This window comes from Pseudomonas sp. 09C 129 (assembly GCF_002843625.1).
Classification (GTDB): Bacteria; Pseudomonadota; Gammaproteobacteria; order Pseudomonadales; family Pseudomonadaceae; genus Aquipseudomonas; species Aquipseudomonas chlororaphis.
In genome coordinates this window covers 3,442,448-3,467,339 of the sequence record NZ_CP025261.1, presented here as the reverse complement: position 1 = coordinate 3,467,339, position 24,892 = coordinate 3,442,448, and the positions used below count along the sequence as shown (strand labels likewise).

Annotated in this window: 22 protein-coding genes; 9 read left to right on the top strand and 13 right to left on the bottom strand. The window is 62.5% G+C overall.

The window, feature by feature from the left end; all coding sequences use genetic code 11:
- Window positions 1-55: 55 nt before the first annotated feature.
- Window positions 56-265 (bottom strand): hypothetical protein, encoded by a 210-nt coding sequence (locus CXQ81_RS15780; protein WP_101337756.1) that lies wholly within the window; start codon window positions 263-265, stop codon window positions 56-58.
- Window positions 266-312: 47 nt separating this feature from the next.
- Window positions 313-576, bottom strand: a complete 264-nt coding sequence (locus CXQ81_RS15775; protein ID WP_101337755.1) for a DUF2790 domain-containing protein — start codon at window positions 574-576, stop codon at window positions 313-315.
- Between the two features lie 294 nt (window positions 577-870).
- Between CXQ81_RS15775 and CXQ81_RS15770 the strand changes: the two genes are divergently transcribed.
- The 4 genes from CXQ81_RS15770 to CXQ81_RS15755 all read left to right on the top strand — a co-directional run bounded on the left by CXQ81_RS15770 (window position 871) and on the right by CXQ81_RS15755 (window position 4,273).
- On the top strand, window positions 871-1,611 hold the full coding sequence (locus CXQ81_RS15770) for a response regulator (RefSeq protein ID WP_023968023.1): 741 nt from the start codon (window positions 871-873) through the stop codon (window positions 1,609-1,611).
- Entirely contained in the window at window positions 1,608-2,927 is a 1,320-nt protein-coding gene (locus tag CXQ81_RS15765; RefSeq protein WP_101337754.1) for an ATP-binding protein, read from the top strand. The genes CXQ81_RS15770 and CXQ81_RS15765 overlap by 4 nt, the downstream gene beginning before the upstream one ends.
- 116 nt (window positions 2,928-3,043) lie before the next feature.
- The gene (locus CXQ81_RS15760) at window positions 3,044-3,679 is read left to right on the top strand and encodes a hypothetical protein (protein ID WP_101337753.1); all 636 of its coding nucleotides are present in this window, start codon (window positions 3,044-3,046) and stop codon (window positions 3,677-3,679) included.
- Between the two features lie 87 nt (window positions 3,680-3,766).
- Window positions 3,767-4,273, top strand: a complete 507-nt coding sequence (locus CXQ81_RS15755; protein ID WP_101337752.1) for a DoxX family protein — start codon at window positions 3,767-3,769, stop codon at window positions 4,271-4,273.
- Between the two features lie 214 nt (window positions 4,274-4,487).
- On the opposite strand, the gene CXQ81_RS15750 is transcribed toward CXQ81_RS15755, so the two are convergent.
- The 8 genes from CXQ81_RS15750 to CXQ81_RS15715 all read right to left on the bottom strand — a co-directional run bounded on the left by CXQ81_RS15750 (window position 4,488) and on the right by CXQ81_RS15715 (window position 15,186).
- A complete protein-coding gene (locus CXQ81_RS15750) occupies window positions 4,488-5,249 on the bottom strand; it encodes a DUF2063 domain-containing protein (RefSeq protein WP_101337751.1) in 762 nt (253 codons plus the stop codon).
- Window positions 5,242-6,126 (bottom strand): DUF692 domain-containing protein, encoded by an 885-nt coding sequence (locus tag CXQ81_RS15745; protein WP_101337750.1) that lies wholly within the window; start codon window positions 6,124-6,126, stop codon window positions 5,242-5,244. The genes CXQ81_RS15750 and CXQ81_RS15745 overlap by 8 nt, the downstream gene beginning before the upstream one ends.
- A 65-nt stretch (window positions 6,127-6,191) precedes the next feature.
- Window positions 6,192-6,578, bottom strand: a complete 387-nt coding sequence (locus CXQ81_RS15740) for an EF-hand domain-containing protein (RefSeq protein ID WP_101337749.1) — start codon at window positions 6,576-6,578, stop codon at window positions 6,192-6,194.
- Window positions 6,579-6,781: 203 nt separating this feature from the next.
- Window positions 6,782-7,702, bottom strand: coding sequence for a GDP-mannose pyrophosphatase NudK (gene nudK / locus CXQ81_RS15735; protein WP_101337748.1), 921 nt, complete (start codon window positions 7,700-7,702; stop codon window positions 6,782-6,784).
- A gap of 169 nt (window positions 7,703-7,871) precedes the next feature.
- A complete protein-coding gene (fabV, locus tag CXQ81_RS15730; RefSeq protein WP_007921004.1) occupies window positions 7,872-9,068 on the bottom strand; it encodes an enoyl-ACP reductase FabV in 1,197 nt (398 codons plus the stop codon).
- A 209-nt stretch (window positions 9,069-9,277) separates the two neighbouring features.
- Window positions 9,278-10,567 (bottom strand): FAD-binding oxidoreductase, encoded by a 1,290-nt coding sequence (locus tag CXQ81_RS15725; RefSeq protein WP_101337747.1) that lies wholly within the window; start codon window positions 10,565-10,567, stop codon window positions 9,278-9,280.
- Window positions 10,567-12,156, bottom strand: coding sequence for an amino acid permease (locus tag CXQ81_RS15720; protein WP_101337746.1), 1,590 nt, complete (start codon window positions 12,154-12,156; stop codon window positions 10,567-10,569). The genes CXQ81_RS15725 and CXQ81_RS15720 overlap by 1 nt, the downstream gene beginning before the upstream one ends.
- A gap of 438 nt (window positions 12,157-12,594) precedes the next feature.
- On the bottom strand, window positions 12,595-15,186 hold the full coding sequence (locus CXQ81_RS15715) for an EAL domain-containing protein (RefSeq protein WP_256593351.1): 2,592 nt from the start codon (window positions 15,184-15,186) through the stop codon (window positions 12,595-12,597).
- 410 nt (window positions 15,187-15,596) lie between these two features.
- Here CXQ81_RS15715 and CXQ81_RS15705 point away from each other — a divergent pair, with 410 nt between their 5' ends.
- The 5 genes from CXQ81_RS15705 to CXQ81_RS15685 all read left to right on the top strand — a co-directional run bounded on the left by CXQ81_RS15705 (window position 15,597) and on the right by CXQ81_RS15685 (window position 21,534).
- Entirely contained in the window at window positions 15,597-16,538 is a 942-nt protein-coding gene (locus tag CXQ81_RS15705; RefSeq protein WP_101337743.1) for a LysR family transcriptional regulator, read from the top strand.
- A gap of 133 nt (window positions 16,539-16,671) precedes the next feature.
- Window positions 16,672-18,321 carry a GMC family oxidoreductase gene (locus CXQ81_RS15700; RefSeq protein WP_101337742.1) on the top strand — a complete coding sequence of 550 codons (1,650 nt, stop codon included), beginning with the start codon at window positions 16,672-16,674 and terminating at the stop codon, window positions 18,319-18,321.
- A gap of 22 nt (window positions 18,322-18,343) precedes the next feature.
- A complete protein-coding gene (locus CXQ81_RS15695; RefSeq protein ID WP_218244952.1) occupies window positions 18,344-19,792 on the top strand; it encodes an aldehyde dehydrogenase family protein in 1,449 nt (482 codons plus the stop codon).
- A 58-nt stretch (window positions 19,793-19,850) separates the two neighbouring features.
- Window positions 19,851-20,843 carry an amidohydrolase family protein gene (locus CXQ81_RS15690; protein WP_101337740.1) on the top strand — a complete coding sequence of 331 codons (993 nt, stop codon included), beginning with the start codon at window positions 19,851-19,853 and terminating at the stop codon, window positions 20,841-20,843.
- Window positions 20,844-21,021: 178 nt separating this feature from the next.
- Window positions 21,022-21,534: a nuclear transport factor 2 family protein gene (locus tag CXQ81_RS15685; protein ID WP_101337739.1), complete on the top strand. Its 513-nt coding sequence runs from the start codon at window positions 21,022-21,024 to the stop codon at window positions 21,532-21,534.
- A 668-nt stretch (window positions 21,535-22,202) separates the two neighbouring features.
- Here the strand turns inward: CXQ81_RS15685 and CXQ81_RS31495 are convergent.
- From CXQ81_RS31495 to CXQ81_RS15675, 3 genes are all read right to left on the bottom strand, one after another.
- Window positions 22,203-22,331, bottom strand: coding sequence for a hypothetical protein (locus CXQ81_RS31495; RefSeq protein WP_256214295.1), 129 nt, complete (start codon window positions 22,329-22,331; stop codon window positions 22,203-22,205).
- 104 nt (window positions 22,332-22,435) lie between these two features.
- Window positions 22,436-23,188, bottom strand: a complete 753-nt coding sequence (locus tag CXQ81_RS15680) for an ImmA/IrrE family metallo-endopeptidase (protein ID WP_256593479.1) — start codon at window positions 23,186-23,188, stop codon at window positions 22,436-22,438.
- Window positions 23,189-23,622: 434 nt separating this feature from the next.
- On the bottom strand, window positions 23,623-24,369 hold the full coding sequence (locus CXQ81_RS15675; protein ID WP_157832251.1) for a hypothetical protein: 747 nt from the start codon (window positions 24,367-24,369) through the stop codon (window positions 23,623-23,625).
- Window positions 24,370-24,892 lie beyond the last annotated feature (523 nt).

Below are 24,892 nucleotides of genomic sequence, written 5' to 3'. Positions count from 1 at the left end.
GTCAATGTCCCGCCCGCCATCGATGGCGGGCGTATCCAGGGGTGGCAGGCCGGGTTCAGGCCTGATTGTCGGCGCGCATCCCTTGCGGGGTGCGCTCGTAGCCGCCTTCGGCGAGCAACGGCGCCGCTCGCTCTGGCTGGCCGCCCTGGCTCAAGGGCGCGAGCTGGAAGCAGGTCGTGCAGGACGCATCGGCGGCGCTGGCATCCACGGCCACGCCGGCCAGGGCCAAGGTCAGGGAAAGCAGGCAGGTTTTCAGGGTGTTCATGGGCTGATCCTCATGTTCAACAGGGACTACATGACAAGTGAGTGCACTCAGTTGCCGTCGTTACAGTTGTTGGCGAACTTGCGGTAATCCAGGGCCTGGGTGCGGCCCTGGGAATCGAGGTAAGTCATGCGGGCATTGACCACGCCGCAGCTCGGCTCGGCGTCTTCGGTCATCGACAGGACTTTCTGGATATCCAACTGGGTGCCGTAGCTGTAGGTCCGGGCCTGTACCGTGCCTTCGGCGCGGGCCGACAGGGTGCAGATATTCAGGGCGGCGAACAGGCAGGCGGCGTAGAGGGCGGTGCGTTGCATGATGGTTTCCTCGGGCGACAATGGGTTTTGGTGGCGAGGCCAGTGGCTGTGCCTCGATGGAGCCCATTGAATGCGCGCAAGGTATCGCGCCTGTGTCGGCAAACCGCCCTTGCGGTGTCCCTGCGTATCCACGCCACCGGGGGATACACAGCGATACAAAGGCGTCGGAAAAACCCTGTTTTGCATCGCCGTGTATTCAGCCAGGCGCCAGATACACTGCAATACAAAGCGCCGCAGGCAGGCCCGCACGAGCCCTATAGACTAGGCAGCACGACCCTATACAGAGGCAGCCCCATGGATCATGTCGATCACGTATTGATAGTCGATGACGACCGCGAAATCAGAGAGCTGGTAGGCAACTACCTGAAAAAGAACGGCCTGCGCACCACGGTAGTGGCTGACGGCAGGCAGATGCGCAGCTTCCTGGAAACCACCCCGGTGGACCTGATCGTGCTCGACATCATGCTGCCCGGCGACGACGGCCTGCTGCTGTGCCGCGAGCTGCGCGCCGGCAAGCACAAGGCCACGCCGGTGCTGATGCTCACCGCGCGCAACGACGAGACCGACCGCATCATCGGCCTGGAGATGGGCGCCGACGACTACCTGGTCAAGCCCTTCGCCGCCCGCGAGCTGCTGGCGCGGATCAATGCCGTGCTGCGCCGCACGCGCATGCTGCCGCCGAACCTGGTGGTCACCGAGAGCGGCCGCCTGCTGGGCTTCGGCCGCTGGCGCCTGGACACCACCGCGCGCCACCTGCTGGACCAGGACGGCACCCTGGTCGCCCTGAGCGGCGCCGAATACCGCTTGCTGCGAGTGTTCCTCGACCACCCGCAACGGGTGCTCAATCGCGACCAGTTGCTCAACCTGACCCAGGGCCGCGACGCCGACCTGTTCGACCGCTCCATCGACCTGCTGGTCAGCCGCCTGCGCCAGCGCCTGCTGGACGACGCTCGCGAACCGGCCTACATCAAGACCGTGCGCAGCGAAGGTTATGTGTTCTCGCTGCCGGTGGAGATCCTCGAGGCCGCGTCATGAAGCTGGCGTTGCACTGGCCGCGCACCCTCGCCTCGCGACTGTCGCTGATTTTCCTGATCGGCCTGGCGCTGGCCCAGGGTCTGTCGTTCGCCGCGCAGTCCTACGAGCGCTACCAGAGCGCGAAAATGACCATGCTCGGCAACCTGGAAAGCGACGTCGCCACCTCCATCGCCATCCTCGACCGCCTGCCCGCCGCCGAGCGCCCCGCCTGGCTGCCGCGCCTGCAGCGGCGCAACTATGGCTACCTGCTCAGCGCCGGCGAACCCGGCCAGCCCATGGACAGCGCCGATGTACCGGTCTCGGTGAACTCGATCAAGAGCGCCATTGGCGGCGACTACCGCCTGACATTCAACACCATCCCCGGACCGCGCCAGCACTATCAGACCCACCTGCAACTGGCCGACGGCAGCCCGGTGATCATCGACGTGCGCCCGGCGCTGACGCCGATGTCGCCCTGGCTGCCGGCGGTGCTGCTGGGGCAGTTGCTGGTGCTGATCCTCTGCGCCTGGCTGGCGGTACGTATCGCCGTGCGCCCGCTGACCCGGCTGGCCCAGGCGGTGGACAGCCTCGACCCCAACACCCACGGCGTGCACCTGGACGAAAAAGGCCCGATCGAAGTGGTGCACGCAGCCAAGGCCTTCAATGCCCTGCAGGCGCGGATCGGCGCCTACCTCAAGGAACGCATGCAACTGCTGGCGGCGATCTCCCATGACCTGCAGACGCCGATCACCCGCATGAAACTGCGCGCCGAGTTCATGGACGATTCCGCCGAGAAGGACAAGCTGTGGAACGACCTGAGCGAAATGGAGCATCTGGTGCGCGAAGGCGTGGCCTATGCCCGCAGCATCCATGGCGCCACCGAGGCCAGTTGCCGCATCGACCTGGACGCGTTTCTCGACAGCCTGGTGTTCGACTACCAGGACACCGGCCAGGACGTCGAGCTGGCCGGCAAGAACGGCGCGCTGATCGACACCCGCCCCCACGCCCTGCGCCGCGTGCTGGTGAACCTGGTGGACAACGCGCTGAAGTTCTCTGGCGCGGCGCGGATCGAGGTCCAGGCCGAAGCGGGCGATCGCCTGTCGGTCAAGGTCCTCGACCGCGGCCCGGGGATCAGCGAAGAGCAACTGGCCGAAGTGCTCAAGCCGTTCTATCGGGTGGAAAGCTCGCGCAACCGCGACACCGGCGGCACCGGCCTGGGCCTGGCCATCGCCCAGCAACTGGCGGTGGCCCTGGGTGGCTCGCTGCGCCTGAGCAATCGCCAGGGCGGCGGCCTGTGCGCGGAGCTGATCCTGGTCAGCAACAAGGCCAGCCTCTGAGCGCCTCGCTACACAGGCATACATAACCGCCCCTCGCCGACACAACCGATATACACGGCCTTGCAAAACTCCTGGGACGCGCCGCGACAGCTGCGCCCAACCTCAAGGAGCCTCTCATGCCCACTCAAACCCTTCCCTTGCGTTTCCACGGCTGGCGGCTGTTCAGCCTGCTGGCCGCCGCCGTGCTGCTGATGACCGCGCTGATCTTGCTGCTTGAGCCGGACCTGGTCGAAGCCACCCGCAGCGCCATCCGCGCCACCGCACGCTCGTCCTTCGTGCTGTTTCTGCTGGCCTTCACCGCCTCGGCATTCGCCGTGTTGTTGCCCTCTCCCCTGAGCCAGACGCTGGTGCGCGAGCGCCGTTTCATCGGCCTGGCGTTCGCCTTCTCGCACCTGGTGCACGCGTTGCTGATCTACAGCTACGGGCAACTGAACCCGGAGTTCTGGCCCGGCCGCAGCACCCTGGGCAACCTGCCCGGGTCTGTGGGTTACCTGTTTATCCTGCTGCTGACCCTGACCTCGTTCAAAGGCCCAGCCTCGCTGCTCAGCCGCACCGCCTGGAAACGCCTGCACACCACCGGCATGTGGGTGATCGCGACGATATTCGCCTACTCCAACTTCAAACGCATTCCGCTGAGCGCCTGGTACCTGCTGCCCTTCGCCATCACCTGCTCGGCCATGGCGATCAACCTGCTGGGCAAGCTGGCCCAGGCCAACAAACGCCGGCAACGCCAGGCCCTGAGCCCGCGCTGAATTCAACCGCCCTGTAGGCGCTGCGATCGACGCCGCAGGCGGCGCCGCTTTTGTAATGCCCCCCACTTTGCACAGGAGATCCACCCCATGATCCTCACGCTTTCATCCGCCCTCGGCGGGCTGCAACGCCAGCTCAATCGCCTGTCCCCCTGGGTCGCGCTCCTCAGCCTGCGCCTGTTGCTGGCCTGGGAGTTCTTCGAGTCGGGCCTGGAAAAATGGCGCGGGGAAAACTGGTTCCAGCAGATCCAGTCCGCCTTCCCCTTTCCCTTCGACCAGTTGCCGGCGAGCCTGAACTGGCAGCTGTCGATGTGGGCTGAGCTGTTGTGCCCCCTGGCGTTGCTGCTAGGCCTGGGCACCCGCTGCGCCGCGCTGGTGCTGATCGTGGTCACGGTAGTCGCCACCGCCGCCGTGCACTGGCCGGCCGACTGGTCGAGCCTCAGTGAACTGGCCCAGGGCTACGCCATCAGCAACAAGGGCCACGGCAACTTCAAACTGCCGGTGATCTACCTGGCGGCGCTGCTGCCCCTGCTGTTCCAGGGCCCGGGTAAACTCAGCCTGGATGCATTGATCGGACGCCTGCGCCACGGACGCTGATGCCTCGGGGCAGAAAAAAGCCGCAGCTTGAGCTGCGGCTTTGGTGTTTCTGCGGAGTGGAAAGTTCGATAACAGGCGCATCTCCCTGTAGCCGCTGGCGCAGCCTGCGATCGGCTGCGCAGCAGACGCGAACCCAGGCAACGCGGTGTGCCAGGGACAACGTGCAATCGGGTTTTACGACGGCTACGCCGCCGAGCGCAGGCTGCGCCAGCGGCTACATCGGGCCGATAACGCCTTGGTCGTGCAGCTGTCGCAGCAGGCTCTGGCCATTGGCGAGAAAGGTGTCGAGGTCGTCGATGCCCGCTTCCAGGGCCAGGCCTTGCAACTGGTCGCGACCGTGGAGTTGGGGGAACGCCTCGATACGCTCCAGCAGGCGCCAGGCCAGCGGGCTGAGTTCGCAGAAGCGCACCCGGTAGTCGGCATCGCGGCGGATCAACAGCAAAGTCGGCTCAGCCCCGGGCTCGCTGGGACGCCAGGTCGGGCCCAGGCGCTGCACCGGCCAAGCGTAGGCCAGCGGCCAGGCCAAGGACGACAGGCGCAAGGGCTGGGTCAGCAGCCGTCGCGGGTCGCTGGCCGGCAGCGGTTCGGCCTCGGTCTGTTGCAGGGCCATTTCGATCCACTCGTAATGGCTCAGTTCGACCATGAAGGCCGGCCAACTGCCGTCCTGCAAACCGGCGGGCGTGGAAGCCATCCAGGCCACGAATTCGCCGGCGATCTCGCCGAACTTTGGCGTGGCGCAACGGTGCTCGCGCAGGAACACCCGTAGCAGCCGGCGCCAATCCGTCTCGCCGAGCACCGAACGCAGTACCGGAAAAGTACCGCTGAGCAACGACCGCAGGTTGTCGAACACCAGCTCGCGGTAAATCTCCACCCGCGCGCGGTCCATCCCCGCGGGCGGCGCCCGGTGCTCGGGTTCGCGCAGGTAGGCGGTCAGGGCCTGTTGCTGGGCGTCGAGGGCGATCAGCGGCTTATCCATGGGCCAGCCTCCCCTGAGCCTGGCAGGCGCTGGCCTGCAATTGGCGGATGCTGTCCAGCTCGCCCATCAGCTCGGCGAATGGCGGGAAGTTGAAGTCCCGTTCCAGTAGCGTCGCCTGCACGCCGAACAACTCATAGGCACGCGCCAGCAAGCCCCAGACCACCGGCTTGACCGGCGCACCGTGGGTGTCGATCTTCAGGTTGTCGGACTGGTCGTAATGCCCGGCCACGTGCATCGCCACCACCCGCTCGGGCGGCAGGCCGGCAAGAAAGGCCTGGGGCTCGAACCCGTGGTTCACCGAGTTGACGTAGAGGTTGTTGACGTCCAGCAACAGATCGCAATCGGCTTCGGCCAGCACCGCGTTGGTGAAGGCCAGCTCGTCCATGTCCTGGCGCGGCGCGGCGTAGTACGAGACGTTCTCCACCGCCAGGCGCCGGCCCAGCACCTCCTGGGCCTGGCGGATGCGCGCCGCGACATGGCGCACCGCCTCTTCGGTGAACGGCAGCGGCAGCAGGTCGTAGAGGTGCCCGTCGTCGCCGCAGTAGCTCAGGTGTTCGCTGTACAGCGGCACATTAAAACGGTCGAGAAACTGCCGCACTTCCCGCAGGAACCCCAGGTCCAGCGGTGCCGGGCCGCCGAGGGACAACGACAGCCCGTGGCAGCTCAGCGGGTAACGCTCGGCCAGGACGCGCAACGCGGCGCCATGGGCACCGCCGATGCCGATCCAGTTTTCCGGCGCCAGTTCCAGAAAGTCAAAAGCGCCCGCAGGCGCCGTATGCAATGAGTCGAGCAAGGCTCGACGCAAGCCAAGCCCCACGGTTGCCGAAACGGGTAGCCGCGGAGCCTGGACAGATAACACGCTGTGAGAGGGTTGCATGGGCCAGTCTCCTGGTTGCCCCGGAAAAAACCGGGGGGCACCCGGGTGCCCCCCGCCACCGCCGATCAGGACTCGATCGCCGCACCGCACTTGCCTTCGCCACATTTGCCTTCGGCCGAACCGGCCTTGGCCGCCAGGTACTGCTTGGCTTCGCTCAGGCTGATGGCGCCATCGTGGTTGGCGTCGATCTTGTCGAACTCGGCGGCGCGCTCGGGGGCGGCGGCGATGAACTCCTCGCGGGAGACCTTGCCGTCGTGGTTAGTGTCGGTCTTGGCGAACTTGTCTTCGCCGCACTTGCCTTCGGCCGGGGTCTTGACCCCGTCGGCCGCGGCCAGGGTGTAGCCCTGGGACAGCTCGGTCATGCTCAGCGCCGAAGCGGCGGTGGACAGGCCCAGGCCGCCGACCAGCGCCAGGCCGAGCGCGACGTTGGAAACATTGGAGAGTTTGAACATGCTGATACCCCTTCGATGAATTGGATTAACGGTTCCCGCCACCGACACCGAGAAGCTCGGTGCTGGCGGGTGGACGTAGTTAATCCTCGGGGTGTATCCGGGTTGTGTGCGCAACCGGCGCCAGGACAAGCAGGTGTATCAGCACCGGGCCGATACACACTCCGATACAAGGCCGTCGGCCAGCCGGCCAGTTGAGCGCTGGCTCAACTGGCCGAAGTGCAACGCGGGATGTCCTGCAGCGAACGGTAGACCGGCAGGCCCAATTGCTCGCCCATGGCGACCAGGGCATCGGCACGGGCGCAGGTCCCGCCGATCCGCAGCAGCGCGTCGCAACGCTGCAACTGATGTCGCGCACGCGCCTGGAACTCGTCGAGAGCGCTCGAACCGCCCGCCGCCAACCCCAGCCACTGGCCGAACACGGGGCTGTGCCCGGCCTCGAACAACTGCGCGGCCCAGTCATCCAGGCTGGCGACCTGCTGCGCCAGCGCCGTCGCATCGTCGGTTGCCGAGTACCGGGGCGCGGCCACCAGGATCGTCAGCCGACGCGGCGGCATCAGGCGCAGTTCCAGGTATTGCAGGAGCATGATGGTCTTGCCGTCGACGATCTCGCCGCTGCGCACCCTGTCCAGCGCCTGCTGGTAACCCAGCTCCAGCACCTCGATGTCCTCGCCCTCTTCCTCCAGGCCGCCACCGTCGCCGATACGGTCGTCGGGGGAGTATTCGCCGATGAAAAAGTGGATGCGCTCGGTGACCGAGCCGGGGCTCATGAAGGCTTCATAGACCTTCTCCACCGCGCCGACGCGGTAGCCGGTTTCCTCCTCGGCTTCCAGGCGGATGCGTTCTTCCGGGCTGGCATTGTCCAGCAGGCCGGCGGCGGTCTCGATCAGGTAGCCGCTGTGCTCGTTGACGTAGGTCGGCATGCGGAACTGGCGGATCAGCAGCACCGTGCGCCGCTCGCGGTTGTACAGCAGGATGGTCGCGCCATTGCCGCGGTCGTAGACCTCGCGGGTCTGCGCCTGCCAGCTGCCGTCGCGGCGCTGCAGGTCGAAGCTGTATTTCTTCAGCAGGTACCAGTTGTCGGAGAGCATCTCCTCGGCGGTGATGCGCACGGGTGCGGCTTGCATGGTCTTCCCCCTTGGCAATGGGCCGACATTCAACACGAGTGATGCACCAGATGTCGATCCCACCCCAGGTCGAACGTTGACAGGCACCGGCCTGAACCAGCGCACAGCCCGGGCAGAAACAACAACGCCCCTCATGGGAGGGGCGTTGTCGATGACGCGTTAAGTTCGCTTACACCTGGATCAGGTTGGCGATCTTCACGTCCGGATCGACATCGGCTTCGTAGTCGACGCCGTCGATCTCGAAGCCGAACAGGCGCAGGAATTCCTGCTTGTAGCCGGTGAAGTCGGTCAGCTGGTAGAGGTTTTCGCTGGTGACTTCATCCCACAGCTGCTTCACGCGGTCCTGGACGGCAGGTTCCAGTTCCTTGTAGTCGGCACGCAGGCGGCCTTCCTGGTCGATGATCGGGTTCGGGTTGTACAGGCTGTCCTTGTACAGACCGTAGACCTGTTCGATGCAACCTTCGTGACTGCCCTGCTCTTTCATGACCTTGAACAGCAGCGACAGGTACAGCGGCATGATCGGGATCGCCGAGCTGGCCTGGGTCACCACGGCCTTGAGCACCGATACCCGCGCGTCGCCGCCCAGGTCCGACAGTTCCTTGCGGATGCCGATGACTTTCTGGTCCAGGTCCTTCTTGGCTTCGCCGATGGAACCGTTCCAGTAGATGTCGTGGGTCAGCTTCTCGCCCAGGTAGGTGAAGGCGGTGGTTTTAGCGCCTTCGGCCAGGACGCCGGCTTCGTGCAGCGCGTCGATCCACATCTGCCAGTCTTCGCCGCCCATCACGGCCACGGTGCCGTCGATTTCTTCCTGGGTGGCTGGCTGCAGGGTGGTTTCCTTAACGATTTCCTTGTCGGTGTCGACACCGCGCAGGGTCACCGATTTGCCCAGCGGCTTGAGGGTCGAGCTCAGGACTTCGCCGGTTTTCGGGTGGGTACGGCGCGGAGCGGCCAGGCTGTAGACCACCAGGTCGATCTTGCCCAGGTCGCGCTTGATGGTTTCGATGGTCTGGCGCTTGACTTCGTCGGAGAAGGCGTCGCCGTTGATGCTCTTGGCGTACAGGCCTTTTTCTTCGGCGAACTTGTGGAAGGCCGCGGTGTTGTACCAGCCGGCGGTGCCGAGCTTGCCGTCAACGCTACCGCGCTCGAAGAACACACCCAGGGTGTTGGCGCCGCAACCGAAGGCGGCGGTGATACGTGCGGCCAGGCCGTAGCCGGTGGAAGCGCCGAGCACCAGTACGTTCTTTGGCCCAGCGTCGATGGTGCCTTGTTCGGTGACGTAGTCGATCTGTTGCTTGACGTTGGCTTCGCAACCGACCGGGTGGGTCGTCACACAGATAAAGCCGCGAACGCGGGGTTTGATGACCATACACAATCTCCCAATTTCAATATGCCAAGAGCCAATACGGGCTGCAGCAGCGTCACTTGTTCAAGTCGTAGACGCTCGGAACGTCCTCGCGTCACGCCTTGGGTTTTCAATGAGTGCAGATTTGCCCGCCAGCATAAGTTCATTCCGGGGTTTGGGCCAGAAAACGCTGAGATTGCTCCATGGCCTGTACGGCCAGGGAAAAGCGGCGGTCATTTGTTCAAACGGTGGGCATCGTAGGCGTCCAGGGCCTGATAGGCGGTATAGGTCGCCTGCGCCGCGACCAGGCCGGCCAGGCCGAAGGTGGGCACCAGGCCGAACTGGCCAAAGCCCTGGGGAATGGGGATGGCCTTGGCGATGGCATCCGCCAGCACTTCCCCCGCCACCGTGGTCGGCGCCATGCCGTGACCGCCAAACCCCACGGCATGCCACACGCCGTTGTCGTCCCGGCCGATCTGCGCCATCTGCTGGCGGCCGTAGCTCATTAGCCCGCCCCAGGAATACTCGATCTCGACGTCGGCCAGTTGCGGGTAGACCGTGACCAGATCGGCTTTGAGCAAGCCGGCGATCGCCTGCGGGCCACGATTGAGGATGGAAATGCGCCCGCCCCAGAGGATCCGGCTGTCCGCCAGCGGGCGGTAATAGTCGAAAGCAAAGCGGGTGTCGTAAATGGCCGACTCGCAGTCGATCGCTTCCCGCAAACGCTCGCCCAGGGGTTCGGTCGCCACCACATAGGTGGCAATTGGCAGCGTCGCCCGCTCCACCGGGCGGTACAGCCCACGGGCGTAACCACCCGCGGCGAACACCACCTGTTCGGCCAGGACTTCACCGCCCGCGGTCCTGACCAGGTACTTGCCGCCCTGCTGCTCGATCGCCAGGGCCGCGGAGTGCTCATGGATATCGATGCCGTAGCCGGCGACAGCCGCCGCCACCCCGTAGACATACTTGAGCGGGTGGAAGTGAAAGGCATTGCTCTCGAACAAGGCGCCGAAATAGCGCTCGGTCTTGAGCTTTTCGCGCAACTCGCCTGGCGCCACATACTGCCAGTCGACGCCGTAGACCTCCTTCATCAGTTGCCGAGGCTTTTCCAGGCGCGCCGGGTCGTTGAACCAGTTGGCCAGCAGCACGCCCCTGTCGGTCAGGTCGCACTGGATACCGTATTGCCGGACGCGCTGGCGAATCAGGTCGACCGCGTCGATGGTCAGCCGGTAGAGCCGCCGCGCTTCCTCCCGGCCCAGGGTCTTGAGCAGCTCGGCATTGCCCAGGCAATAGCCGCCGAATACAAAACCGCCGTTGCGCCCCGAGGCGCCGTGCCCCACGGTGTGGGACTCCAGCACCACCACGTCGGTCACCCCACGTTCGGCCAAACCCAGCGCCGTGGAAAGCCCGGCCAGCCCGCCGCCCAAGATGCATACCCGGGTCTCCACCCGGCCGCCGAGCGCCGGATAAGCGGTCTTTTCAACCGTAGCTTCGTAATAACTTTCGAGAAAATCCTGACTCATCACTTGGCTCCGACCTGGGTCATTCGCACAGGAAGACCCGCATTCTCATTCATAGCCGATTCCAGCGGCGGGCAAGTCTCGGACTTGTTGCGAATCATCGAAAAGCTCATGTCATCGAACCTGACGAACCTGGAGCCACTGATGACTTTGTGCGCCAGCCAGATCGCCAGGAATAGCACCAGGCCAATATAGGTGGCGCTCAGCCCGGCCCAATCGATCGAGTCGCCGAGCAGGGCTTGATAGTTCTGCCCCAGGGTGACGAACAGGCACAGGACAAAGGCGAAAATCGGCCCGAACGGAAAGAACCGCGACACATAGGGCAGATTGCCCAGGTCGTTGCCCTGGCGCACATAACCGCGACGAAACCGATAGTGGCTGACCGCAATGCCCAGCCAGGCGATAAAACCGAGCATGCCCGAGGTGTTGAGCAACCAGTTATAGATCTGCCCCGGGCTGAAGATGAAGGTCAGGAAGCACAAGGCCGCCACCGTGGCCGTGGCCAGCAACGCCCACCGCGGGGTGCCGGATGCGCTCAAACGGGCGAAGATCGCCGGCGCCTTGCCCTCCAGGGCCAGGCTGTAGAGCATCCGCGAGGAGGCGTACATGCCGGAGTTCCCGGCGGACAGCACCGAGGTCAGGATCACCGCGTTCATCACCGCGGCCGCGCCGAGCATGTCGGCCCGTTCGAAGATCAGGGTGAAGGGGCTGACACGGATATCGGACACCCCATTCCTCAACAGGCTCGGGTCGTTGTAAGGAATCAACAGGCCGATGATCAGGATGGTCAGCACGTAGAACAGCAGGATCCGCCAGAAGATCTGCCGCACCGCGCGCGGCACGTTTTTCCCGGGGTCCCGGGTCTCTCCGGCGGCGATGCCGACAAACTCGGTGCCCTGGAACGAAAACCCCACGATCATCGCCACCCCGACCAGGGCCCCCAGGCCGCCGACAATCGGCGCATCGCCAATCGACCAGAGCCTGGGGCCGGCATTTTCGCCGCCGCTGAGAATGCCGAACAACATCAGAATGCCCACCGTGATAAACAGCAGGATAGTGATGACTTTAATCAGGGCGAACCAATATTCGGACTCACCGAACAAACGCACCGAGGCCATATTAAGTGCGGTAATGATCAATAGAAAACCCGCACTCCAGATATACCCCGGCACCTCCGGAAACCAATAAGCCATGATGATCTGCGCGGCCACCAGATCGACCGCAATGGTCACCGCCCAGGCATACCAGTAGTTCCAGCCCAGGGCGAAGCCGAAACTTTCATCGACATACTTGGAGGCATAAGTCGAGAACGAACCGGTGACCGGCATGCAGGACGCCAGTTCACCGAGGCTGGTCATCAGGAAGAACACCATGGCGCCGATGACCACAAAGGCCAGCAGCGCGCCGCCCGGCCCGGACTGGGCAATGGTCGAGCCCGAGGCGACGAACAGCCCGGTACCGATGCTGCCGCCAATGGCGATCATGCTCAGGTGCCGGGGCGTCAGGGTTCTTTTCAGTCCGCCGGCGCTTTTCTCGCTGTGAAAATCGCCGGTCAGGTCGCACGCACCCGGCACTTTTGTGGAGTCTGTCATGGATCACCTTTTTATTATATTTAAGCCACCGATGAGTTAACTCACGCGGTATGGCAGTGTCCCTGGATTGTTTTTCCTCCCCACTAAAGCCCACAAAAATACCGCTGACAAATGATTTTCCCGAATCACATCAGTCCCATACGGAATACGCCAACAGTTACAAAACCCAATAAGCAGAAACACTAAACACCCACAACTAAACATCTAACAAACCGTCAGGTTTAATTGGTTTTCCACGGCATAAAACAGAAAATCCCTACACACTAACAACTTGACTTAAAGAACAGAGTGTTTGAATGCCCACACCCATGCCTGGCACCGGGCAATGCCCGCAGCGGCCTTGGAAAGAAGGAAAAGAGAGGGTCGTGCACAGGCCCGTCGCGGTCCACTTCGCGTCCGCCTGGAGCGCGGCGCTGCCCCCCCCCATCGACCGGCCGGCTAACTCTGCCAGCCCACAAACCACTGCCCGAACGCCCGGGCCGGCAATGGCGAGGAAAACAGCTGGCCCTGCCCCACGTCATAGCCCCGCGCCTGCAGGATGTCACGCTGCGCGGGGTGTTCGATGCCCTCGGCGATCACCCGCAGGGACAGGCCCTTGCCGATGCCGATGACCGCCTCGCTCAAGGCGCGGCAGGAGGCGTCGTGCTCCAGCTCCTCGACGAAGCTCTGGTCCAGCTTCAGCTCGTTGATCGGCAAGCGCCGCAGATAGCCCAGGCTGGAATAGCCCGCGCCAAAGTGATCGATGGCCAGGCGCACGCCCAAGGTATGCAGGTCCTGGAGGGTCTGTTCGGTGGTCGGGCTGCTGCACAGGAAAACGCCCTCCGTGACCTCCACGCACAGGTCCGCCGGCTGCAGGCCGCAACGCTGCAACTGGCGGGCGATCAGGGCCGCCAGGTTGAGGTTATGGAAGTTGATCGGCGACAGGTTGACCGAGATGGACGGCACCCTGATGCCCGATCGACGCCAGCGCGCCAGTTGCTCGCAGGCTTCGCACAGCACCCACTGGCTGAGGTAGTTGATCAACCCGCACTCCTCGGCCAGCGCGATGAATTGCGCGGGCGGGATAGTGCCCAGGCTTGGATGCTCCCAGCGCGCCAGCGCCTCGACCCCGACCAGGCCGTTGCTGTGCAAGTCGATCTGCGGTTGATAGACCAGATGCAGGCCGTCGCTGGTCAGGGCCTGGCGCAGCGCCGTCTCCAGTTGCAGGCGCTGCTGGGCGAGCTGGTCCATCTCCTCGAGGAAGAACCTGAAACCGCCGCGCTCGGTACGCTTGGCCTGGTACATGGCGATATCGGCGCAATGCAGCAGGCTTTCCATATCCTGGCCGTCGCTGGGGTACAGGCTGACGCCGACACTGGCCGAAGGCACCACGGCGGTCCCGGCAATATCGGCCGGGGCGCCCAGGGTCGGCATCAGGCGTTCGAGAAAGGTCGTGACCCGGCTGGCGTTCATCCGGGGCAGCACCAGCACGAACTCGTCGCTCGACAGCCGGCCGACGATGTCCGACTCGCGCAGCACGCTGCGCAGCCGTTGCGCCATGAGCTGCAGCAGCTCGTCGCCCGAGGCATGCCCCAGGGCCTCGTTGACCTGTTTGAAGCGGTCCAGGTCGACATACAACACCGCCAGTTCGCCCTGCTCCAGGGCCACCTCGGCAATGCTGCGGTTGGCCTCGGCCAGCAGGGAACTGCGATTGGGCAAGCCGGTCAGGGCATCGGACAAGGCCATGTGGCGGATCGACTGGCGCGCCTCCTCGCGCTCCAGGGCCAGCATGCACAGGTGGGTCCCGGTCATGATCAGATGGGCATGGGTGGTATCGGGCTTGCGGCTCTCGCGAAAGTACAGGGCAAAGGTCGCGCGCACCCTGCCGGCGCTGTTGCGCAGCGGGATCGACCAACAGGCCCGCACCCCGGCCTGCTGCGCCAGCAAACGGTAATCGGCCCACAGCGGATCGGTCTCGATATCGGTGACCAGCACCGGCTCGCCGCGAAAGGCCGCGGTGCCGCAGGAGCCGGCGGCGGGCCCGATCGGCAGTCCCTCCATGTTCCTGGCGTAATCAAGCGGCAGGCTGGGGCTGGCCAACGGGTGCAGCAACCCCTGCGGGTCCACGCCGAGGATCGAGACGATGACCTCCGGCGCCAGGCGCTCGATTTCCTGGCACAGCAGCGTCAACACGCGTGCCAGGGGCTGCTCTTGCAACAAGGCGCCGATGACCTTGTCCTGCAGCACTTCGGGCAGCCTGGAACGGGTGATGTCGGTGAACACGATGACGATGTTGCCGATCCGCCCGCCGGCGTCGAACACCGGCGCCGAGCAGACCTGCACCCACAGCCGCTGGCCGTTGCGCTTGCTGATCAGGCCGCAGGCTTCATGGGGCTGGCCACTGAGGATGCTCTCCAGTTGCAGCTCGTCGGCCCGGGCCTGCCCCGGGGTATCGGTGACGAAGAACATCTGCGGCGAGCGCTCCAGCAATTCCTCGCGGGAATACCCCAGCAAGCGCACCAGCCCGTCGTTGATGTAGATCAGCCGGCCGTCGGCGTCGACGATGCAGGTGGCCGAGCTGCTGGCATTGACCGACATCGACAGCAAGCGCTGCTCGATATCCTTGAGCCGCGTCTGGGTCACGTCCTTGAAAAAGGCGGCATACAAAATGCGTCCCTGCAGGGTGATCTTCGAGATTGCCATCGCGCCCCAGCGCTCTTCGCCATCCTTGCGCGTGATGCACACATCGCGGCTGGTGCCGATGATCTTGTTGACCCCGGTCTCGCCGTCGTTCCGCGAGCGGATGGGGATCGGCACCAGCGTGCTGACGTCGCTGCCCAACACCTCGCACCGTGGACAGCCCCAGAAACGTTCGGCCGCCGCGTTGAAGAACACTACCTGGTTGCGATCGTCGATGATCACCACGGCATCGTTGGCCTGTTCCAGGGTCTGCACGAAAAAGTCCGCCGCCTCTTCTCCGGTCGTTGACCCGACGCTCATATCCATGGCCGCCACTGCATGCATGCCCTCACTGTCATCGTCCCTGATCACTGTGAAGCGCCATTAACCGCCCTCGAACTGGAGGGGCCCGTCCTCGAAGCAACACCCGATACGGCTCAGCAAGGCTGAGAAAAGCGTTTTTACCCGGGCGAGCAGGACATCAGGCCATAAGCGTGGACATGGATCTTTTAGGCCATCGACCTGAAATTAGAGAATAGCCGCGAAGTGGCCGGCCCATGGAAAACCGTGCGATCCGCGCCAAACCTCGGCAACGCCAGGTAGCCCGGGCGTCTGTCCATCGGCAACAGCCCCCCGTCCGTCGCCCCGGGTGGCAACTTCATCTCTGGCCGGTTCGCCACTTGCGTTGCCCGATACGCTTGGCTTCTCATGGCGCCCCTGAGCAGCACGCGAACCTGCATAGTTCTTTTCAGGTTCTTCAACCCAGGGCAACAGGAGTGGCGGTGAATAAATTCTCGGACATGAGCACCTTCGTCGCGGTCGTCGAGGCGGCCAGTTTTTCCGAAGCCGGGCGACGCCTGGGGACCACCAAGTCGCTGGTCAGCCAACGCATGCAGCAGCTGGAAAAGCGCCTGGGCGTGGTATTGCTGACCCGTGGCCGGCCGCTGAAGCTGACCGAGGCCGGCCAGCTGTTCTACGCCGATTGCACACGCATCCTGCTGGACCTGGCGCGCGCCGAAGAGTCGGTGCAGGACCACCAGGCCAGCCTCGGCGGCACCCTGCGCCTGGCGGCGCCGATGGCCTTCACCCCACGCTACCTGGCGCCGCTGCTAGCGCGCTTCGCCCTGCAATACCCGCAACTGTGCGTCGACATGGAAGCCCATGACCGGGTGGCCAACTTGCAGGATGGCCATTTCGACGTCGCCATCCGCCTGGGCAACCTCCACGACTCTTGCCTAGTGGCGCGGCCGCTGACCGAGAACCGCCACCTGATCTGCGCCAGCCCCGACTACCTGGCGCGCCAGGGCACTCCCGAGCACCCCGGCGACCTGCAGCGGCACGACGGGCTGGTCTACTACAACCGCGAACCCAACGGCATGTGGAGCCTGCCCATGGACGGCGCGCAGCACTCGTTCCGCGTCCGCGTGCGCATGCGTACCGACTCCGGGCACCAGTTGCTCGAAGGCGCGCTGGCCGGCCTGGGACTGGCGATCCTGCCAACCTTCCTGGCCGCCGACGCCCTGCTCGACGGCAGGCTGGTGTCGGTGCTGGACGACTATGCGCCGTCCGGCGGGCACATCTCGGCGGTGTACCTCAAGACCCTGAAAACCCCGCCCAAGGTCCAGGCGCTGATTCAATTTCTCGGCGAGGAAATCGGTCGCCCGGCGCCCTGGGACGCGGCGTTGATCGCTCGCGGGCTGCTGCCGGGCGGCGCCACCGCCTGAGCGCGCAGGGCCCGCCGCCTGGTCAAGCAATACTGAACGGGCGGTTCACTTTACAGTGGCTGTCGCTCAACCCGAGCGCACCTTAGCCTCAGCTTCCATCTGACAGGCATTCGCCTGCTATGGGAGATGAGCGATGAGTCACCACCAACCAGAAAATCCTTCGCGCCGCAAACTGCTGGCCCAGACAGTCGCCGGCTCGGCGACCCTGGCCATCGGCTCCATGCTGGGCGCCGGCCCCGCTTTCGCGGCAGCCCCGCAAGGCGCCAACGGCAAGCGCGACGGTAGTGCCGGCAGCCCGGTGGACGTGCTGATCATCGGCGGCGGTTCGGCCGGCGCGGTCATGGCCCGGCGCCTGAGCGAACGCCGCGAGCGCAACGTGCTGCTGCTCGAAGCCGGCCACATCTACGGCACCCGCGACTACCCGAAAGTCATCGCCAGCAGCGACAGCGTCGGCGGCGATGCCGGCAGCGACTGGGGCTACCAGACCTTGCCCGGCTATATCGGTCACCCGATCCATGCGATTCGCGGCAAGGTGCTGGGCGGCAGCTCGGCGGTCAACGGCGCGGTGGCGATCCGCGCCCGCAAGCAGGACCTGGTCAACTGGAACCTGCCGGGCTGGTCCTATGAAGAATTGCTGCCGTCGTTCAAGAAGCTGGAAAAACGCAACACCGGCAGCAACCAGCTGCACGGTCACGACGGCCCCCTGCCGGTGCACCAGCTGACCCGCAATGACATCAGCCCCATGCAGCGGGCCTTCGTCGACGCCACCGTCGCCAACGGTTTCCGCGTGATCGACGACTTCGACGGCGCCGACGCCAACGGTGTTGGTCCCTACCCGATGAACATCGTCGACGGCGTGCGGGTCAACACCGGCATCGCCTACCTCGACAATGCCGTGCGGGCCCGCGGCAACCTGCAGATCCGCGGCGACGTGCTGGTGGACAAGGTGCTGTTCGACGGCCGCCGCGCCACCGGCGTGCGCCTGGCCAGCGGCGAAGTCATCCATGCGAACGAAGTCATACTGTCCGCCGGCACCTACGGCAGCGCGGCGATCCTGCTGCGCTCCGGCATTGGCCCGCGCGAGCACCTGGCGTCGCTGTCGATCCCCCTGGTCGCCGCCCTGCCCGTCGGCCAGCGGCTCAAGGATCACCCCTTCTACTACAACGCCTACGCCGCCCGCCCTGAGCTGATCGGCAAGCAGTCCCCAGTGATCGGCGCCAAGCTCTGGACCCACAGTTCCACGGCGAAAAACGGCGATCTGGACCTGCACATCACCGCCACCCACCTGTTCCCCCACGACCAGAGCCCGACCCGGGTCGGTTTTGTCCTCGCCGTGGCCCTGACCCGCCCACTGTCGGTGGGCAGCCTGAAACTGGCCAGCCGCGACCCGGCCCAGGCGCCGCTGATCGACCTCAACTTCCTGGCCCGGGCCGAGGACCGCGCCCGCCTGCTGGAAGGGGTGAAACTGGCGCGCAAGATCGGCCAGACCGCGCCGCTCAAGGACCTGATCCACTCGGAACTGAACCCGGGCGCCCAGGCCAGCAGCGACCAACAGATCGAGCAGTCGATGCTGGCCACCCTCGACACCTACCACCACCCCACCTCCACCGCCCCCATGGGCCCTGCCGGCGACCCCGGCGCGGTGGTCGACCTGGAAGGCCGGGTCCACGGCGTGCAGGGCCTGCGGGTGGTCGATGCGTCGATCTTCCCGGACGCCATTTCGGTCGCCACCAATATCACCACCATCGCCACCGCCGAATACATCGCGCGTCGCTACAGCTAATGTGGAGAACACTGCCATGACCATGCAAAACACCCTTGCCCAACACTGGATCGACGGCGCCTGGGTCGATTCGACCGAACACCGCGAATCCATCGACCCGGCCACCTCCCGGGTCATCGGCCACTACGCCGATGGCGGCGGCGCCGAGGCCGATGCGGCCATCGCCGCGGCCGTGCGCACCTTCAACAGTGGCTGGACCGACGACAGCGCGTTGCGCGCCCGGGTCCTCGACGAGCTGGCCGCCGCCTTCGAGCGCAATAGCGAGGCGCTGATCGAGCAACTGGCGCTGGAGAACGGCAAGATCAAGCCCGAAGCCCGCTTCGAAGTCAGCATGGTGCCCTCCAAGCTGCGCTACTACGCGGCCCTGACCCGCACCGAACGCGGCCACAGCGGCACCCCGCGCCCCGACGTGCTGTCCATCGTGCTGCGCGAGCCGATGGGCGTGGCCGGCATCATCGTGCCGTGGAACTCGCCGGTGGTACTGATGGTGCGCTCGCTGGCACCGGCCCTGGCCGCCGGCACCACGGTGGTGATCAAGATGCCGGCGCAGACCGCGCAGACCAATGCCCTGCTGGCCAGGGTCATGTCCGAGGCGCCTTCCCTGCCGCGCGGGGTGATCAACCTGTTCACCGAGTCCGGCGGCGAAGGCTCGCGCCGGCTGATCGCCTCACCCCAGGTGCCGGTCATCAGCTTCACCGGTTCCTCCGCCACCGGCCGCGCGATTTCCGCGGTGGGCGCGCAGTCGCTCAAGCGCTTCGGCCTGGAGCTGGGCGGCAAGACCCCGCACCTGGTGTTCGACGACGCCGACCTCGACGCCGCCCTGCCGGTGCTGGAAAAGGCCCTGACCGTGTTCGCCGGGCAGTTCTGCATGACCGGCTCGCGGCTGCTGGTGCAGCGCGGCATCGCCGAGCAGTTGCGCGAGCGCCTGGCGGCACGCCTGCAAGCGGTGCGGGTCGGCCCGGCGTCCGACCCGCGCAGCGACATGGGCCCCTTGATCGACAAGGCCAACGTGCAGCGGGTCGACCAGGCCGTCGAGGCCGCCATCGCTGCGGGCGCCAAGGTCATCGTCCGCGGCGGCCCCATAACCGAAGGCGAGCTGGCCAACGGCGCCTTCTACCGTCCGACCCTGCTGCAAGTCAGCGACTCGAAGCTGGACATCGTGCAACAGGAAACCTTCGGCCCGGTGCTGACCCTGCAAGTCTTCGATACAGAAGCCGAAGCCGTGACCCTGGCCAACGACAGCGAATACGGCCTGGCGGCCGCCATCTGGACCCGCGATACCAAGCGCTCGCTGCGCGTGGCGCGCAAGGTGCAGGCCGGCACCGTGTGGATCAACGACTGGGCCAAGGTCTACGACGAATTCGAGGAAGGCGGTTATCGCCAGTCCGGCCTGGGCCGCCTGAACGGCGTCGCGGCCATCGACGACTTCATCGAATACAAACACATCAGCCTGTCCACCGCCGAGGCCTAGGCCCAGACCGAGTTTGACGCGCTACGTACCTGTTTATCCTTAAAGAGGCTACATCAGCATGAAAGGCAAAATCGTACTCGAGGAACACGTCAGCACCGAGCTGAACAACAGCCTGTGGGATGCGTCCGGCGAAGCCACGCGCAATGGCCGGGCCTATATGGCGGATGTGGAAAAACGCCTGCTGGACAGCGACCAGCGCATCGCCGATATGGACCGCAATGGCATCGACCTCGCCATCCTCTCCCTCACCTCCCCCGGCGCCCAGTCGCTGCTCGATCCACGCCAGGCCATCGCCTTCGCGCAACGCACCAACGAGCAGATCACCGAGCAGTTCGTCGCCCGCCACCCGCAACGCTTCAAGGCCTTCGCCACGGTGGCCCTGCAATCGCCCAGGGCCGCGGCGGACGAACTGGAACGTGCGGTAAAGGATTACGGCATGGTGGGGGCACTGATCAACGGCTACACCAACATCGGCAACGCCGATACCGCGCAGTACCTGGACGAACCGCCGGTATGGGAATTCTGGGAGCGGGTCGCGGCGCTCAACGTGCCGGTCTACCTGCACCCGCGAGAACCGCTGCCGACCCAGCGGCGGATCTACGAGGGTTACCCATCGCTGGTCGGCTCGGCCTGGGGCTTCGCCCATGAAACCGCCACCCACGCAATCCGCCTGATGCTCAGCGGCCTGTTCGACCGCTTCCCCAACCTGACCCTCATCCTCGGCCACCTGGCCGAAGGCCTGCCGCTGATGCTGCCGCGCCTGGAACACCGCCTGCACATGCAACGCGAAGGCGAAGGCCTGGGCAACGCGAAAAAACCGGTCAGCCACTACTTCAGCCACAACTTCTACCTGACCACTGCCGGCCACTTCCACACCAAGGGCCTGCTGGACGCCATCAGCGAAATTGGTGTCGATCGTGTGCTGTTTTCGGCGGACTACCCGTATGAAAGCATGGCCACGGCGAGTAGCTGGTTTGATCAGGCGCTGATCAGTGAGAACGATAGGGAGAAGATTGGGCGGGGGAATGCGCGGAGGTTGTTTGGTTTGTAGAAATCAAGAGCCAGGTATCCGGGTGGCTTGCTGGCTGCCCGGGTATCCGCGCTCTGCTTCAACCGCCCCTCCAACCTTGAGTCGACAAGCACCATACATCCGCGTCCTAGACGCCAAGAAGCGATACAGCAAGAACTTCAATTCACCCCCTGAAACACTTCATTGAGCAGGCAATAAAATGGCCAATCTCGCCGCAATCGAAAAAGCACAAAAAACCAAAGCCCCGATCGACGTCGTCAGCGCCTTCCTGGCCAACACCGCCAAAGACAGCGTCGCACACGCCGCCACCCAACTGGTCAGCGAAGACGCCACCTATGTTTCCCTGAACTTCGACAACCCCGAACTGCAACAGATCGAACCCTGGGCCGGCACCCGCAAAGGCCGGCAAATCTACGTTGACACCTTCTCCAACGTCGGCACCTACTGGGACATCAACGACTTCTCGGTCACCGATATCTTCGGCGAAGGCGAAAAAGTCGCGGTCTTCGGCAGCTTTACCTACACCTCGGTTGGCGTGGGCCATCGCTTTACCTCGCCGTTCTCGATTCTTGCCAAAGTCGTCGACGGGAAAATTGTCTATTTCCAGTTTATGGAAGACACCTACGCCTCGGCCAAGTCGTTTCGGGTGAGTGGGGAGTGGGTGATTCAGTCGACTAAGGGTGGGCAGACGTTCGAGGTGGGGGCGGATTAAAGCTGATTTTGAATCGTTACTAGTTTGGTAGAGGTTTGAGTGTGTGCTTTTGGCCGAAAGGAACCGCTCATGGCAGGCGGCTTTCGGCCAGAAACAGACGTTCAACGCTAGAATTAAGCGGATGATAAGCCGTCCAACTGGATGAATGATTAGGGCGCATTCCAGTCAATTGTGATGTCACCTGTGTTAACGAAGAGAGCGACCTCCGCAAACGAAAACAGGATGCCTCCCATTGCGGTCACTGCATGCCAGTAGCTGTATTGCCAAATTTCTGGCGATACGTGGATGCAGCTTCCATGAGCACACACAAAATATTTTCACGCCTGAATATATCCGTTGAGCGCATCGCCCCCAAAGATACTGGCTGACCGCTACGAAGGTGAAAAAGTTAAGCAAGGCAAGCACTAGCGTTGGGTACAAAACCCACCGTGCTCGATTCGACAAACTCTTGAAAGTGAGATGCGATTTCATGAGCCCGAATTACTGAATATACGAACGCTTGGGTCCGGTTATACGACCCTGATTGCGTCCAAAAACCTAGACGCCCCCGGTTCTGGTTGGAGCTTATCTTCTCTTGAGACTGGGGACTGATTTTTTCTGAGAAATAAATCAGTCTCCTTTTTTCAATGACAAAAGCTACCGTTACAGTAGCTTCTGCCAGCGACAACTTATTTTTTTGAGGATTTGCTAGGTTTCAAGTCGGGATTGTTTCCTTGCGTGTCTTTATTATCACGACGACGCTTGTCAACTTCACCGGTTGATTTAGCGATTGGTTTTGGGCCTGGTTTAAGCGCCATAAGCTTTCTCCTTAACGTTGATGTTGATTGTGGTTTTTGCACTTATCAACTTCTCATAAAGTAAATTTCCCCTTTGCCCTCCTGCCAAGGTTGATTTCTTAATTCTATGGCCAGCGCACCAAATTCAATTCCTTGATTCGAACCGCCATGGCACTGTCAGATATTCTGAATTGCTGAGCCAAAGAATTGATTGCCTTGCCGTTGAATCTGGTACAGCGAGCCAAAGCTATTTCTCGGTCGAGTGAATTTTGCGAGGCATAAAGAAGGGAATTTGGATCGTTAGCGTTCAGGTGAAAACAACTGACGTCGTTAAAATGAAACTGCCCCTTGCATCCAAACTGGCTTTCAAACCGAGCAATCACAAGCTTAGGGGGCATAAGGAAACACGCTGCGAAATAATCCGCTTCGCGCTCAATCAGAGGTTTGGTCAATAGCGAGTGATAGCCGCCTATCGGCCGGTCCCTATGCATAATTTCTTGCTCATGAAGTAGGAAATGGCCTATCTCATGAGCAGCTGTGAAACGGCGCTCATGTAATGGGAATTCGGTAGAGACTGCGATTTTTCCGGAGCGCCGATCAAATATCCCAGCTGCTTGGAATTTCTGACCTTGTGGAGCAAATCTTGTGGAACCAAGGGTTGGGAGCTCCAGATACGTCAGTCCCAACAGTGAAGCCGCAACTGCGGGATCGAGCATGCTTAATAGTGGAGGTTGTCCGCCAGGCCACAGAGCTTCCTTGTTTTCCCAAAGGCCTTCGTGAACCCAATGCGCTGCTTCTTGGATGTATTCTCGATCCATTTCGCCACCACCACATATTGTGCTAGAAGCAAAAATAACCACAATATGTAGGATATTCAACCATCTCTCCGTCAGATTTGGATCCAGCTGACGAACGGTGTTAAATAGGTCAAGCTCATGAGCAAACCACCATGCAGACGGTTTCAGGAATCGAGCCTTCCGGAAATAATCAAAATGGCAATCAAAATGGGCACGGATTTATTTTTTCGCTGATTTTGGTATTGGGAGTGGATTGGTTGAGTGGGTGGGTGGGTGGAGCCGGGGCCGGTGAGTTAAAGCGTAGGTCGGGAAGCCTCTGAAACCGGATACGGGCAAGTTTCCGCAAGTCCGCTTTCGGCCAATAGCAGCCCCTCGGGAAAATGGCTGACGCCTCGCCACCAGGAGTGGCAACCGCCCCGGAATAAACCTGCCACAGTCTGTTATACGTACAAGCAAAGCGTGTCTCGTTTGCGCCTGCCCGCCTTATCAAGACAAATTACTATAATCAGAGATGGCTAATTTTTTCTCTGTCCGTTTTGAATCCCTAAGCGGGACATATTTGAATAGTGAGCGACCAGCAGATCTTTATGTGATCGGCGGTAGTCATAGATCACTATCCGCTTTTCCTGTTGAGCAGCTTTTGTCAAAACATCTGCCAGCAGACCTGTTATGGTGCCCGGCAGACCTGTAAGCACCTTGTCTGCCAGATTTTTGGTTATAGGCATCAGCGCAAGGGTTAGACTCTTAAGATCAACGGTGTTAGAAAAGCGCTGCCAAACGGATTTAGCTTTTAACGAGACGTTATCCAATACAGCCACGTCCGACTCTCGATTATTCTCCAGACTGCTATGCGCATTAGAATATGCGGAAAAAATTTGGCTTCCCAGAAGCTCTTCAAATATTCCCACTTCGCTAGCCTTCACGCTTAGTTGTGGAATAGGTGTTAGCACTTCTATGGGAGTGACACCGGGCAACAGATTTCCAACGGCTGAAAGTATATGAGGCGAAATTATTCCATAGTAGTCTTCGAGTTTAGGGATAGGCAGAACAACCAGCATCGCCGAATCAGTTTTCAGCGCGTAAATAAGGTCAGTCAGGAAAAGGCTCAACGAGATATATTTACTCTGCTCTTTTCCTAGAGTCCCGCCAATAGCGTGCTTTTGTAGCATTTCTTGGATGGAATGGAGCATATTGTAATACTCAGTGCCGTCATAAGAAGTAATGCGCTCCTTACCAACCAAGCCCGGCAGATCTGAACTCATGCCATCTATTCTTCTGATGGAGTGCACGCCAGCCTGAATCAGAGCATGGTATACGACCTTGTCATGATACTGGCCAACCTCTATACCGAAGCTATCCCTTATCCCACTTTCCAAACCTGCCAAACCAGCTAGGTGGACCATACTGACGTTCGCCGTTCGCTTTAGCACAGACATCCTCCCACAACTGAAGCAACAGAAATTAAGTGTCGCAGGCAGAATACTCGATCCATACGCTCAGCTCTGCCGAAAGTCATTTTAGCCAAATCGCGCGAGTGGCGAGAGGCTGATGCCGCTGACGCGATTTTGACCCAGGCTGCCGGAACTCATTGACCTACCCAAATATTCAGCGAATGACGTCTTTACGTGGGTTTTCACAGGCCGCATATAGGTCAGGCTAAATCAACATCCTGGTTCAAGTCGTATCAGAGCCAACAGGTCGATACCTTCGAGCGTCTGCTTTTGGCCGTTAGCAATCACTTACAACCGATCGCTTCCCCCTAAACGAACACCTAGGAACCTCTAC

Bases quoted from the DNA above. Each gene is read 5' to 3' on its own strand.
- CXQ81_RS15675 (WP_157832251.1), bottom strand. From the start codon at position 24,369: ATGAGTTCAGATCTGCCGGGCTTGGTTGGTAAGGAGCGCATTACTTCT.
- CXQ81_RS15750 (WP_101337751.1), bottom strand. From the start codon at position 5,249: ATGGATAAGCCGCTGATCGCCCTCGACGCCCAGCAACAGGCCCTGACC.
- CXQ81_RS15765 (WP_101337754.1), top strand. From the start codon at position 1,608: ATGAAGCTGGCGTTGCACTGGCCGCGCACCCTCGCCTCGCGACTGTCG.
- fabV (WP_007921004.1), bottom strand. From the start codon at position 9,068: ATGGTCATCAAACCCCGCGTTCGCGGCTTTATCTGTGTGACGACCCAC.
- CXQ81_RS15690 (WP_101337740.1), top strand. From the start codon at position 19,851: ATGAAAGGCAAAATCGTACTCGAGGAACACGTCAGCACCGAGCTGAAC.
- CXQ81_RS15695 (WP_218244952.1), top strand. From the start codon at position 18,344: ATGCAAAACACCCTTGCCCAACACTGGATCGACGGCGCCTGGGTCGAT.
- nudK (WP_101337748.1), bottom strand. From the start codon at position 7,702: ATGCAAGCCGCACCCGTGCGCATCACCGCCGAGGAGATGCTCTCCGAC.
- CXQ81_RS15755 (WP_101337752.1), top strand. From the start codon at position 3,767: ATGATCCTCACGCTTTCATCCGCCCTCGGCGGGCTGCAACGCCAGCTC.
- CXQ81_RS15725 (WP_101337747.1), bottom strand. From the start codon at position 10,567: ATGAGTCAGGATTTTCTCGAAAGTTATTACGAAGCTACGGTTGAAAAG.
- CXQ81_RS15745 (WP_101337750.1), bottom strand. From the start codon at position 6,126: ATGCAACCCTCTCACAGCGTGTTATCTGTCCAGGCTCCGCGGCTACCC.
- CXQ81_RS15685 (WP_101337739.1), top strand. From the start codon at position 21,022: ATGGCCAATCTCGCCGCAATCGAAAAAGCACAAAAAACCAAAGCCCCG.
- CXQ81_RS15775 (WP_101337755.1), bottom strand. From the start codon at position 576: ATGCAACGCACCGCCCTCTACGCCGCCTGCCTGTTCGCCGCCCTGAAT.
- CXQ81_RS31495 (WP_256214295.1), bottom strand. From the start codon at position 22,331: ATGGCGCTTAAACCAGGCCCAAAACCAATCGCTAAATCAACCGGTGAA.
- CXQ81_RS15720 (WP_101337746.1), bottom strand. From the start codon at position 12,156: ATGACAGACTCCACAAAAGTGCCGGGTGCGTGCGACCTGACCGGCGAT.
- CXQ81_RS15780 (WP_101337756.1), bottom strand. From the start codon at position 265: ATGAACACCCTGAAAACCTGCCTGCTTTCCCTGACCTTGGCCCTGGCC.
- CXQ81_RS15740 (WP_101337749.1), bottom strand. From the start codon at position 6,578: ATGTTCAAACTCTCCAATGTTTCCAACGTCGCGCTCGGCCTGGCGCTG.
- CXQ81_RS15760 (WP_101337753.1), top strand. From the start codon at position 3,044: ATGCCCACTCAAACCCTTCCCTTGCGTTTCCACGGCTGGCGGCTGTTC.
- CXQ81_RS15700 (WP_101337742.1), top strand. From the start codon at position 16,672: ATGAGTCACCACCAACCAGAAAATCCTTCGCGCCGCAAACTGCTGGCC.
- CXQ81_RS15770 (WP_023968023.1), top strand. From the start codon at position 871: ATGGATCATGTCGATCACGTATTGATAGTCGATGACGACCGCGAAATC.